This is a genomic window from Nonomuraea marmarensis (assembly GCF_043197025.1).
Lineage (GTDB): Bacteria > Actinomycetota > Actinomycetes > Streptosporangiales > Streptosporangiaceae > Nonomuraea > Nonomuraea marmarensis.
In genome coordinates, this window is record NZ_JBICRM010000004.1 from 374,635 (window position 1) to 386,073 (window position 11,439).

Annotated in this window: 9 protein-coding genes; 1 reads left to right on the plus strand and 8 read right to left on the minus strand. The window is 69.3% G+C overall.

Annotated elements, in window-relative coordinates; all coding sequences use genetic code 11:
- Positions 1 to 26: 26 nt before the first annotated feature.
- The gene (locus tag ACFLIM_RS09145) at positions 27 to 932 is read right to left on the minus strand and encodes a S66 peptidase family protein (RefSeq protein ID WP_393164004.1); all 906 of its coding nucleotides are present in this window, start codon (positions 930 to 932) and stop codon (positions 27 to 29) included.
- Positions 933 to 1,005: 73 nt separating this feature from the next.
- Here ACFLIM_RS09145 and ACFLIM_RS09150 point away from each other — a divergent pair, with 73 nt between their 5' ends.
- Positions 1,006 to 1,893 (plus strand): sulfotransferase family protein, encoded by an 888-nt coding sequence (locus tag ACFLIM_RS09150; protein WP_393164005.1) that lies wholly within the window; start codon positions 1,006 to 1,008, stop codon positions 1,891 to 1,893.
- Here ACFLIM_RS09150 and ACFLIM_RS09155 read toward each other — a convergent pair.
- The 7 genes from ACFLIM_RS09155 to ACFLIM_RS09185 form a co-directional block, all read right to left on the minus strand.
- Positions 1,862 to 3,751 carry an ABC transporter ATP-binding protein gene (locus ACFLIM_RS09155; protein ID WP_393164006.1) on the minus strand — a complete coding sequence of 630 codons (1,890 nt, stop codon included), beginning with the start codon at positions 3,749 to 3,751 and terminating at the stop codon, positions 1,862 to 1,864. The two genes, ACFLIM_RS09150 and ACFLIM_RS09155, sit on opposite strands and share 32 nt — an antisense overlap.
- A gap of 159 nt (positions 3,752 to 3,910) precedes the next feature.
- Complete coding sequence (locus ACFLIM_RS09160) at positions 3,911 to 4,726, minus strand: enoyl-CoA hydratase/isomerase family protein (protein ID WP_393164007.1); 816 nt, start codon at positions 4,724 to 4,726, stop codon at positions 3,911 to 3,913.
- 154 nt (positions 4,727 to 4,880) lie between these two features.
- Positions 4,881 to 5,096 (minus strand): helix-turn-helix domain-containing protein, encoded by a 216-nt coding sequence (locus tag ACFLIM_RS09165; protein ID WP_020547488.1) that lies wholly within the window; start codon positions 5,094 to 5,096, stop codon positions 4,881 to 4,883.
- A 113-nt stretch (positions 5,097 to 5,209) separates the two neighbouring features.
- On the minus strand, positions 5,210 to 6,808 hold the full coding sequence (gene abc-f, locus ACFLIM_RS09170) for a ribosomal protection-like ABC-F family protein (protein WP_393164009.1): 1,599 nt from the start codon (positions 6,806 to 6,808) through the stop codon (positions 5,210 to 5,212).
- 110 nt (positions 6,809 to 6,918) lie between these two features.
- Positions 6,919 to 9,504 (minus strand): exo-rhamnogalacturonan lyase family protein, encoded by a 2,586-nt coding sequence (locus ACFLIM_RS09175; RefSeq protein ID WP_393164010.1) that lies wholly within the window; start codon positions 9,502 to 9,504, stop codon positions 6,919 to 6,921.
- Between the two features lie 5 nt (positions 9,505 to 9,509).
- Entirely contained in the window at positions 9,510 to 10,397 is an 888-nt protein-coding gene (locus ACFLIM_RS09180) for a carbohydrate ABC transporter permease (RefSeq protein WP_393164011.1), read from the minus strand.
- Positions 10,398 to 10,408: 11 nt separating this feature from the next.
- Positions 10,409 to 11,386 carry an ABC transporter permease gene (locus tag ACFLIM_RS09185; RefSeq protein ID WP_393164012.1) on the minus strand — a complete coding sequence of 326 codons (978 nt, stop codon included), beginning with the start codon at positions 11,384 to 11,386 and terminating at the stop codon, positions 10,409 to 10,411.
- Between the last annotated feature and the right edge of the window lie 53 nt (positions 11,387 to 11,439).

Consider the following 11,439-nt stretch of genomic DNA (forward strand, 5'->3'; position numbering starts at 1 on the left):
GTCCCTCTCTGTCGGATTCGTCCCTCCTACCTTGCCTGGTCCTCGTTGCGGAACGCACCGGCTAGCGAGCACGATTCGGTATCGATAACACCAAGCAACCCCAGCCACACGCTCATCTGTGGTGACCCGTGCCCCACCGGCAGCCCCGCCACCACAGGCACTCCGAGCGGCCCCAGCCGGTCCCGCAGCACCGGGTACGGATCCCCGCAGTCCACCCACGACCCGAGCGCGATCCCGCGCACCCCGTCGAACGCCCCCGCCTGCAGCAACTGGGTGAGCATGCGGTCGATCCGGTACGGTTCCTCGTTCACGTCCTCCAGGAACGCGATCTTCCCTTCGAACGACGGCTGCCACCGCGTGCCGCACATCGAGGCGAGCAACGACAGGTTACCCCCGGCCACCACACCCTCGGCCCGGCCGGGCACGAGCACCCGGTCACCATTGACGGGCCCCTGGATGGACGCTGCGGTGCCGAACAGGGCCGCCTGCAGGCTCGCCCAGCTGAGCGGCTCGGGCCCCGTCTCGCCGGCCAGGATGTGGGAGGCCGCCATCGGCCCGTGCAGCGTGGGCACGCCCAGCTCGGCGGCGAACGCGTTGTGCAGTGCCGTGATATCGCTCGACCCGATGAGAATCTTGCGCCCGGCCGCCCGCATGGCGTTCCAGTCGAGCAGGTCGAGCAGCCTGGCGGCGCCGTACCCGCCCCGGCAGCAGAACACCGCGGAGACGGCCGGGTCGCACCAGGCGGCCTGCAGATCGGCGGCCCGGGCGGCGTCGACGCCGGCCAGGTAGTCGAGCGGCTGGCGGTCGAGCGCGTGCGCGCCGACCACCACCTTCAGCCCGAGGCCTTCCAGGCGCTCGACGCCACGCCGGAGCATGACAGCGTCGGGCGGGCCCGACGGCGAGACGATCGCGACGGTGTCACGCGGCTGCATCGGCCGCTCCGGTGAGCACCGGCAGTGGCGTTGGCTCGTTCACGTGGCAAACGGTGTCACACTTGCATCTCGTATGCGACTTCCGCCCCACATCCTCGTGGTCAACGGTATCAAGGTCCGCCGGCCGGTCTTCCTGCTCGGAGCTCCGCATTCCGGCGCGGACCTGCTGGCCCGCGCCCTGAAACGGTCTCCCGGCTTCCACGTGACGATGGGCCGCGCGAGCGTGGCCCACGTGGTGTACGCCTTCGCCCGGAAACCCTCCATCGGCCGTACGTCCGGCGCCGTGCGCGTCATGCGTGACGCGCTCGCCGAGTCGTGGCAGGTGCTGCCCCGCTCCTGCGGCCAGTGCGCCGAGTCCTGCAGGGAGGCGGGCGGCGTGACCGGGACCGGGCCCTGCGTGGCGGCGAGCGAGATCACCAGGTTCGGCGACGGCAGCCCCGACCTCCTCTACAGCGCGCCCGTGCTGCTGCAGGCGTTCCCCGACGCCCGGTTCGTGCAGCTCATCCGCGACGGCAGGGACGTGGCGGCCGGCATGCTGGACGATCCGGCGTGCCTGGCCTGGTTCAAGCCGGCGATGCTCTCGGAGCAGACCGAGTTCCCCAACGCGTTCCTGGGCATCAACAAGGACGAGCACCTCGACCGGTGGAAGGGCATGCCCGCGGCGGGCAAGAGCGCCCTGCGCTGGCGCGGCGCCGTGCGGATGAGCGCTGAGCTGCGCCGGACGCTGCCCGAGGAGCAGCTCCTGACGCTGCGCTACGAGGACCTGGTGCTCAAGCCGGCGCAGTCGGTGGCCACGCTGGCGGAGTTCCTGGAGACGCGGGTGTCCAAGGTCGTCCTGTACGGCACGGGCGTCCCCAAGGTCGGCGCCTGGCAGTCCAAGCTCAGACGCGACGAGCTGGAACTGGTGGAGAAGGTGGCCCGCGAGGAGCTCAAGCGACTGGGCTACCTGAAGAAGAAGTGAACTGGGTGCGGTAGAGCTCGGCGTAGAGCCCGCCGCGCGCCAACAGCTCCTCGTGCCGGCCGCGCTCGGCGATCCTGCCGTCGTGCACGACGAGGATCTCGTCGGCCTCCCTGATCGTCGACAGCCGGTGCGCGATGACCAGCGAGGTGCGGCCCTCCAGCGCGGTCTTCAGCGCCACCTGCACGGCCGCCTCGGACTCGGAGTCGAGGTGGGCGGTGGCCTCGTCGAGCACCACCACGCGCGGCGCCTTGAGCAGCAGCCTGGCCAGCGCCAGCCGCTGCTTCTCGCCGCCGGACAGCCGGTAGCCGCGGTCGCCGACGACCGTTTCGAGCTGCTCGGGGAGGCCCTCGACGAGATCATCGATCTGCGCGGCCCTGAGAGCCTCCCAGATCTCCTCTTCCGTCGCCTCCGGCCTGGCGTAGCGGAGATTGGCTCCGATCGTGTCATGGAAGAGATGAGCGTCCTGCATGACCACGCCCACGGTGTCGCGCAGGGAGTCGAGGGTGGCGTCGCGCACGTCGAGACCGTTGATCCGGACGGCGCCCTCGTTGACGTCGTAGAGGCGGGAGACCAGCGAGGTCATCGTCGTCTTGCCCGCGCCCGAGTGGCCGACCAGGGCGATGAGCCGGCCGGGCCGGGCGGTGAACGAGACGCCCTCGAGCACCGGGTGGGAGGGGCCGCTGTCCTGCCTGGCCACCGACTCCAGCGAGGCCAGCGAGACCTCCTCGGCGGCCGGGTAGCGGAAGCGCACGTCGTCGAACTCGATCGTCACGGGTCCCGCCGGCACCGGCACGGCGCCTTCCCGCTGCGCCACCATGGGCCTGAGGTCGAGGATCTCGAAGACGCGGTCGAAGCTCACCAGCGCGGTCATCACGTCCACGTGCACGTTGGACAGGGACGTGAGCGGGCCGTACAGGCGCATGAGCAGCGCGGCCAGGGCCACGAGCGTGCCCAGCTCGAAGACGCCGGAGACGGACAGCATGCCGCCGATGCCGTACACGAGCGCGGTCGCCAGTGCCGCCACCAGCCCGAGCGCGACCCTGAACACGGTGCCGTACATGCCGACCGTCACGCCCACGTCCCGCACCCTGGCGGCGCGGCTGCCGAACACCTCGGCGTCGTCCTCCGGGCGGCCGTACAGCTTGGCGACCATGGCGCCGGCCACGTTGAACCGCTCGGTGGTGACCGAGCTCATCTCGGCGTCGAGCTGCATCTGCTCGCGGGTCAGCGCCGACATGCGGCGGCCGACGAACTTGGCGGGCACGATGAAGATCGGCAGCAGCACCAGCGCGACCAGCGTCACCTGCCACGACAGGACCAGCATGGCGCCCAGCACCAGGATCAGGCTCACCACATTGGCCACCACGGACGACAACGTGCTCGTCAGGGCCCGCTGGGCGCCGATCACGTCGGTGTTGAGCCTGCTGACCAGCGCCCCGGTCTGGGCCCGCATGAAGAACGCCACCGGCATGCGCTGCACGTGGTCGAACACCTCGGTGCGCAGGTCGTAGATCAGCCCCTCGCCGATGCGCGCCGAGAACCACCGCTGCACCAGCGTCAGCCCGGCGTCGACGAGCGCCAGCGCGGCGATCGTCACCGCCAGCCCGATCACGACGCCGGGCCGCCTGGCCAGGATGCCGTCGTCGATGATCGCCTTCATCATCAGCGGGTTGGCGATCACGATCACCGCGCCCGCCACGACGAGCAGCAGGAACGCCACGATCTGCTTCGTGTACGGCCTGGCGTAGCGCGCGATCCGCCGCACCGTGCCGGGCCGCAGCCGCTGCTTGGTCACGGAGCCGTCGCGTCGCAGCGAGGCCATCACATGGGGACCGAAGCCCCCTCCCATCATCGCCATTCGGGGGATCCCTCCTCCTCCCCCGGAGACAGCGCCACCAAGGCGCGCGGGGATTCCCGAGTCAGCTCACCGCGAAACCCGCGGGAATTCGCCCGGTCAGCCCGCACCGCTGACCATTCCCACCGGCCCACCGCAGCACACTACCCACCGAGACCCCGGTCAGCCGAAGAGGGCCTTGATACGGGCCTCCTGTTCGATGCCCTCGGCCACACTCTGCTCCTCCAGGGTGCGTGCCTGCGCCCCCTGGAGGAGTCGCTTGGTCGCGACGGCCGCGTCCCGGTTGACGGACAGCAGCTCCGCGACCTTGTCATGTACGGCTTGCTCCAGGTCGCCCCCGGCGACCACGAGTTCGGCGAGGCCGATGCGCATGGCCTCGTCCGCGTGCACGGTCCTGGCGGTCAGGCAGATGTCGATCGCCTTGGCCAGGCCCACCAGCTCGACCAGGGGCTTGGTCCCCGTCAGATCGGGCACCAGACCCAGTGCGGGCTCCTTCATGCAGAACGAAACATCCTCGGCCACGATCCGCAGGTCGCAGGCGAGCGCGAGCTGGAACCCCGCGCCGATCGCATGCCCCTGCACTGCGGCGATGGAAACGATCTCCGGGCGGCGCAACCACAGGAACCCCGCTTGGAAGCTCCTGATGCGCTGCTCGAAGGTTGTGCCGCCGCTCTTGGCCGCCGAACTGAACGAGCCCTGTCCGGGCACCCCCTCAGGTGTGAACATTCGCAGGTCGATCCCTGCCGAGAAGGACGGTCCCTCACCTTTCACGACGACTACGCGCACCTGCTCGGGCAGGCTCTCGCCGATGCGAGCCAGTCCGGACCAGGTCGCGAACGTCTGTGCGTTGCGCTTTTCCGGCCGGGCCAGCGTGATCGTCGCTATCTCACCGTCCACCTCGAAGCGAACTCCGCTCTCCGTCAAGGCAGAGCCGTCGTCCGTGTTCCCCCCGCGCTGTTGCGCCTGCGCTTCCGCCATTCGCCCGCTCCCTCAAGTCCTCCCAGCCGCGCAACGGGTGCGCTGCCAAGAGTGCTGACCGTCGCGCCCGAGCCTACAGAATATGGTTCTGGCCCGGGCGCGACGGCGGCTGACTAGGGACGGGCGGCTGCGGTCGCACGTTCCGAGGCGGCCGTCAGCGCTTGGACTTGCCTCGGGTCGCCCCGCCGCGCCCGCGCAGAGTCACGCCGGACTCGCTAAGGATGCGGTGGATGAACCCGTAAGACCGACCGGTAGAAGCGGCCAGGGCGCGGATGCTTTCGCCCGCGGCGTAGCGCTTCTTGAGATCGCCGGCCAGTTTTTCCCGGTCGGCCCCGGTGACCCGGGTGCCCTTCTTCAGTGTCTCGGCCACGAGTACCTCCTGTAGTGCCGGACTTCCGCAGCGTTACTCCGCCATGATCAGTCATTTCAGCGGGATCGGCTACCTACTCCACGGGAAAAGATCCGTACCCACTCAAATTAAGATCAGGCAAGTGCCACAAGATCGGAAAATTCGTCGCTCCATGCGTCTTCAGTTCCGTCAGGTAGCAAGATCACCCTATCCGGTGACAGGGCGTCAACGGCACCCTCGTCATGTGTGACTAGGACGATTGCTCCTGAATACGACCTCAGCGCATTGAGAACCTGCTCGCGGCTGACCGGATCGAGGTTGTTCGTGGGCTCGTCGAGAAGCAGGACATTGGCGCTCGAGAGCACCAGGATGGCGAGCGCGAGCCGGGTCTTCTCGCCGCCCGACAACACCCCGGCCGGCTTGTCGACGTCGTCGCCCGTGAACAGGAACGAGCCGAGCACCTTCCGCAACTCGGCGTCGGTGAACTCGCCGCCGGCCGAGCGCATGTTCTCCAGCAGGGTGCGCCCGCTGTCGAGGGTCTCGTGCTCCTGCGCGTAGTAGCCGATCTTGAGACCGTGCCCGGGGCGGAGCTCGCCGGTGTCGGGGTCCTCGACCCCGCCGAGCAGGCGCAGCAGCGTAGTCTTGCCCGCGCCGTTGAGACCGAGGATGACGACCCTGTGACCTCGGTCGATGGCCACGTCGACGTCGGTGAAGACCTCCAGGGAGCCGTACGACTTGGACAGGCCCTCGGCCATCAGCGGGGTGCGCCCGCACGGCTGCGGCTCGGGGAAGCGCAGGCGGGCCACCTTGTCGCTCTGGCGCTCCTCCTCGGTCCCGGACAACAACCGGTGCGCCCGGCGCATCATGTCCTGGGCCGCCTTGGCCTTGGTGGCCTTGGCGCGCATCTTGTCGGCCTGCGCGAGCAGCGCGCCCGCCTGCTTCTCGGCGTTGGCGCGCTCGCGCTTCCTGCGCTTCTCGTCGGTCTCGCGCTGGGCGAGGTACGCCGTCCAGCCGACGTTGTAGTGGTCGATCACGGACCGGTTGGCGTCCAGATGCAGGACCTTGTTGACCGTGGCTTCAAGAAGGCCGACGTCGTGACTGATGATCACCAAGCCACCTTGATGAGATCGCAAAAAATCACGAAGCCACCCGATTGAGTCCGCATCTAGGTGGTTTGTCGGCTCGTCGAGAAGGAGAGTTTCCGCTCCGCTGAAAAGAATTCGCGCCAATTCCACACGCCTGCGCTGACCCCCGGAAAGCGTTTGCAACGGCTGCGACAGCACTCGATCCGGCAAGCCGAGGCTGGAGGCGATGGAGGCGGCCTCGGACTCGGCCGAGTAGCCGCCCAGCACGTGCATCTGGTCTTCGAGCCGGCCGTACTGCCTGACGGCCTTCTCGCGGGTGCGCTCGTCGGCGGAGGACATGCCGATCTCGGCCGCGCGCAGCTTGCGCAGCACCTCGTCGAGCCCCCTGGCGGACAGGATGCGGTCGCGCGCCAGCACCTGCAGGTCGCCGGTGCGCGGGTCCTGGGGCAGGTAGCCGACACTGCCGCTGGTGGTGACGGCGCCGGAGGCGGGCAGGCCCTCGCCCGCCAGCACCTTGGTCAGGGTCGTCTTGCCCGCGCCGTTGCGGCCGACGAGCCCGATCTTGTCGCCCGGATTGACCCGGAACGAGGCTTTCTCGATGAGCAGTCGCGCGCCCGCGCGCAGCTCGATATCACTGGCGATGATCATGTTGGCGGAACACTCCCGAGCTAGGAAACGAGGATTGGGCGTGCGACGCCGGTCAATCGGGAGTATGCATACCGATCAGTGTAGGCCCCCCGAAGGGGGCCCACCTCTGGTTAATGCTCCGCCAAGTGCTTGCCGATCAGGGCCATGTTGTGGATCGCGGCCAGGGCGTACTGCGAGGCGGTGTTCGTGCTGAGGAACGGCGCCTCCTGGACGGGAGAGAGCACGTTCGGCCCGTTCACCAGCGTGAGCCGCCAGTCCCGCTGGCGCTGCAACGGGTTGCGGTTGCGCTGGTCTCCCTCGTCGAGGTAGAACTTCCGCCACGCCCAGGCGGCCAGCCCGGCGTCATCCGTGCGCGCGGCCGCGTACGCGGTGAGCCTGCTGTGCGCCTGCACCAGCGAGATGCCGGTCAGCCGCTCCCCCAGCTCCGCCTCCTGCTGCTCGGGGGTGGCGAGATAGAGCCGGCAGTAGTCCAGCCACGCCCGCTCGAACCCGGGCACGTCCAAACCGAGCCCGATCAGCTCGGCGCACATCTCCGGCAGCCCGAACAACGACGACAGGTGCGAGATCGAGATCTTGTCCCGCGAGGTGTCGAACCGCCCGGTGGCCAGGTCGAGCCTGGCCTCGCCGGTCAGGAAGCCGTGCGGCAGCGCCCCGATGCCGGCCATCGTGCCCAGCAGCCGGTCCTTGGCCCGCTCGTCGCCGTGCCGCTCCCACCGGGTCAGCCACGCCGCCGCCAGCGATCCCCAGTCGGTCCCGAGCCCGACCGACAGCGCCGAGGGGTCGGGGGCGTAGACGTCCTCGCGCACCTTGCGCTGCGGATCGACCACGAGGAACGTCTCCTCGGGCACGCTCAGCTCGTCCATCAGGTCGCCGGTGCGCTCGTCGGCCGTCAGGTAGTAATAGAAGCGCCGGTAGGCGGCGTTGGAGATGCGCAGCTGCTTGCAGCTGCACCCCCAGTGCTGCACGTTGTGCCTGCTGCCCAGGCCCTTCCACCTGCCGAGGTGGTAGACGTCGACCTCGCCGGTGTGGCGGGTCAGCGACTCGGCGAAGCGGAAGACGTCCGACCTTCCCGTGCGCAGATACTGCAGCCACAACCACAGGTCGGGAGACAGCTCGGAGTTGTCCCAGGCGTAGCCGCCGATGTCGTAGCGCCAGGTGTGCCGGTCGCGGTCGTAGGTGTGCATGACGTCGCCGTAGTCCCAGAACCCGTACCACCGGCGCTGCTCGCGCTCGCGCACGTAGTGGTCGAACAGGAAGTCCAGCCGGTCCTCGATCTTCGCGTGCGCGGGCGTGGAGCGGTCGGGCAGGCCCCAGACGCCGAACACGCCCGACTCCAGCACCCGCTCGGGGGCCACGGCCAGCAGCCCCGGCCGGTTCATGGCGGCCGCGTGCGCGGCCAGGTCCGGCGAGGAGGGCGTGGCGTCGTGGGCGCGCAGGGTCAGCTCGTGCGTACGCGCCACACCGTGCGCGTCGCCGAACCCCGGCTCGTAGTCCTCGTACGTGATCTCCAGGCCCTCGAGCTGCTCGGCGAACGTGTCCTGGCCCATGCCGTCGTGGTAGAAGCGCAGGTCCATGGCGGGCGCGGACGGCGACCAGAGCCAGACGGTCGCCGTGGCCAGGTCGGTGGCCGCGTTCCGGACGTCCAGGCGGGTGGGGTGCAGGCGCCAGAAGTCGCGCAGGCCGAAGCCGAGGCCGCCGCTGGTGCCGCCGACGTAGCCGTACCCGGATGAGCGGGTGCCCGCGGGGATCGTCACCCAGGAGTGGCCGCCGGCGGTGCGCTTGCGCAGGGTGAAGCCGTCGGCGGAGCTCTGGTCGAGGGTGTAGTCGTTCCAGGCGGGGATGAGCTGCAACCGGCTGGCGACCCCCGGGGCGAGCTCGCCGGCCGGCCTGCCCTCGGTCTGCGCCCTGCGGGCGGCCTCGCCGGGGTCCTGGCGCAGGCCGGTCAGCCCGCGTACGGCCTCAGTGAGAAAGCCGCCCTCGGCCCCGGCCAGCCGTACGTGCCTGTCGTGCGGGTCGTCGCGCATGACGACGTCGGCCCGCAGGCCGAGCCCGGCCAGGAAGTCGCGCTCGGGATCGCCGTCCCAGACGAACGTGTGCATGACGCGCACGTCCTCCGCGCCGGCGTGGAAGTACAGGCGCACGGTGAACGGCAGCCAGTCGCCGTGGCGGCCCTCCAGCCGCACCACGGCGCGCACGGGCCCGTCCTGCTCGACGGTGACCCGCTCGACCACGCCCGTGGCCTGCTCGCGGGGCACGCCGCCGCCCTCGTCGGGGGTGGGCTCGCGCTGCCGGAGGCTGACCAGGCGCACGTCCCTGGCGATCTCGCGGCTCCCGCGCGAGATCGAGCGGGCCAGCGTGCCACCCGACTCCTCGATCGCCCAGGTCACCACGCCGGTGCCGACCCGCAGCAGGCCGCCCTCGCGCTCGACGGTGATGGGCGTGCCCGGGGCGGCGGGCTCGCGTCCGGGTTCGATCCGGTACGACTCCGCCGCGGGCTGCGCGCCGATGGCGTGGGCCGTCCACTTGACCGAGCCGTCCGGCCAGGTCGCGGTCACCCAGCTCTGCACCGGCACCTCGCGCCCGCCGGCGTCGGCCAGCGCGAACGGCGTGTCCCGCTCGACCGTGCCGCGCGGCCACGGGACCCCCCAGGTCACCCCCTGCTCCCCGGGCCGGTCCAGCCAGCGAAGTACGGACATGTGAGTCATTCCTTGACCCCTCCGATCAATACGCCTTTGGCGAAGTGCTTCTGCAGGAACGGGTAGAAGAACAGGATCGGCAGCGTGGCGATCACCACGACCGCGAACTTGAGCCCCTGCTCCGGCGGCACCCAGGTCCGGTCCATCTGCGCCAGGGCGTTGGCGGCGTCGGTGCTGGTGAGCTGCCGTACCAGGATCTGCATCGTCCACTTGCCCGGGTCGTTGATGTACAGCAGCGGTGACATGTAGTCGTTCCAGATGCCCACCGCGTAGAACAGCGAGAACGTCGCGATGATCGGCTTGGACAGCGGCAGCACGATCTTGAAGAACACGCCCATCTCGTTGCAGCCGTCGATGCGCGCCGCCTCCTCCAAAGCCTGCGGCAGTTCCTGGAAGAAGCTCTTCACGATGATCAGGTAGAACGGGTTGATCGCCAGCGGCAGGATCAGCGCCCAGTAACTGTCGAGCAGTCCGAGGTCGCGAACCACCAGATAGGTGGGGATCATGCCGCCGGTGAAGACCAGGGTGAAGATGATCAGGTTCAGGAACAACGCCCGGCCCGGCAGGTACCGCTTGGCCAGGGGGTAGGCCATGGTGAACGTCAGCAGCAGTTGCACCACCGTGCCCACCGCCGTCACGACGACGGTCGTGAGCAGGGCGCGGATGAAAGTGGGCGTGGCGAAGATGTACGCGTAGGACTCGGTGACGATCTTCTCGGGCCACAGGAAGAACGGCCGCGAGGAGATCTCCGCCTCCCCGGCGAACGACCCCGCCAGGACGTAGAGCAGGGGCAGGACCGTGATCAGCGCCAGGCCGGCGAGCACGACGACGTTGAGCGTGTCGAACGCGCGGCCGCCGAGAGTGTGGTGGTGCTTGACCGACTGTTTCGTCATGCCGGGGCTCCTCAGAACAGTCCACGCTGGCCGAGGCGCTTGGCCAGCCAGTTGGAGCCGAAGATCAGGATGACACCGGCCAGGCCCTTGAACAGGCCGACGGCGGTGGAGTAGCTGATCGCGCCCTGGGTGATGCCGGTGTAGTAGACGTAGGTGTCGAACACGTCGGCGACCGAGCGGTTCAGCGAGGTGGTCATCAGCCAGATCTGCTCGAAGCCGGAGTCGAGCAGGTTGCCGGACATGAGGATGGCCATGACGACGACCGTGGGGCGGATGGCGGGCAGCGTGACGTGCCAGAGCTGCCGGAAGCGTCCCGCGCCGTCCATGCGGGCCGCCTCGTACAGGTTCGGATCCACGCCGGCCAGCGCGGCCAGGTAGATGATCGTGCCCCAGCCGGTCTGCTTCCACAGCTGCTGCAGGATGATCAGCGGCCGGAACCACTCCTCCTGCGCCATGTAGTCGATCTTCGCGGTGTCGCCCACCAGGTCGCGGATCCACCCGGAGATCACCCCGAAATCCGCCGCGAACAGGACGTACGTCAGGGACGCGACGATCGTCCAGGACAGGAAGTGCGGGATGTAGATCAGCGACTGGACCGAGCGCTTGACGATGTTGATCCGCAGCTCGTTCAGCAGCAGCGCGACGACGATCGGCGCGGGGAAGACGATGACCACGTTCAGGAACGCGAGGAACAGCGTGTTGAACATCAGCCGGCCGAAGTCGGGCCCGGCGAACAGCTCCTGGAAGTGCTTGAACCCGACCCACGGGCTGCCGGAATAGCCGAGGAACGGCAGGAAGTCCTGGAACGCGATCGTCACGCCGTACATCGGCAGGTACTTGAAGAGCGCGAAGTAGACGACGCCCGGCAGGAGCATCAGGTAGAGCCAACGATAGCGCGGCAGCGCGACGCGGAGCGGCACCCTGGTCGTTCCCCGCCTCTCGGCCTTGGTTGCCGCCGTCTCCGGAGGTGGCGCCAGGTCGGTGGCCACAGCGGCCTCCTTTCGTGTGAGGGGCCCGGACGCGCTGCCGGGCCCCTCAGGGC

What these genes read in the sequence shown, in the direction of transcription:
- ACFLIM_RS09145 (WP_393164004.1), bottom strand. Translation starts at nt 932, where the DNA reads ATGCAGCCGCGTGACACCGTCGCGATCGTCTCGCCGTCGGGCCCGCCC.
- ACFLIM_RS09150 (WP_393164005.1), top strand. Translation starts at nt 1,006, where the DNA reads ATGCGACTTCCGCCCCACATCCTCGTGGTCAACGGTATCAAGGTCCGC.
- ACFLIM_RS09155 (WP_393164006.1), bottom strand. Translation starts at nt 3,751, where the DNA reads ATGGCGATGATGGGAGGGGGCTTCGGTCCCCATGTGATGGCCTCGCTG.
- ACFLIM_RS09160 (WP_393164007.1), bottom strand. Translation starts at nt 4,726, where the DNA reads ATGGCGGAAGCGCAGGCGCAACAGCGCGGGGGGAACACGGACGACGGC.
- abc-f (WP_393164009.1), bottom strand. Translation starts at nt 6,808, where the DNA reads ATGATCATCGCCAGTGATATCGAGCTGCGCGCGGGCGCGCGACTGCTC.
- ACFLIM_RS09175 (WP_393164010.1), bottom strand. Translation starts at nt 9,504, where the DNA reads ATGTCCGTACTTCGCTGGCTGGACCGGCCCGGGGAGCAGGGGGTGACC.
- ACFLIM_RS09180 (WP_393164011.1), bottom strand. Translation starts at nt 10,397, where the DNA reads ATGACGAAACAGTCGGTCAAGCACCACCACACTCTCGGCGGCCGCGCG.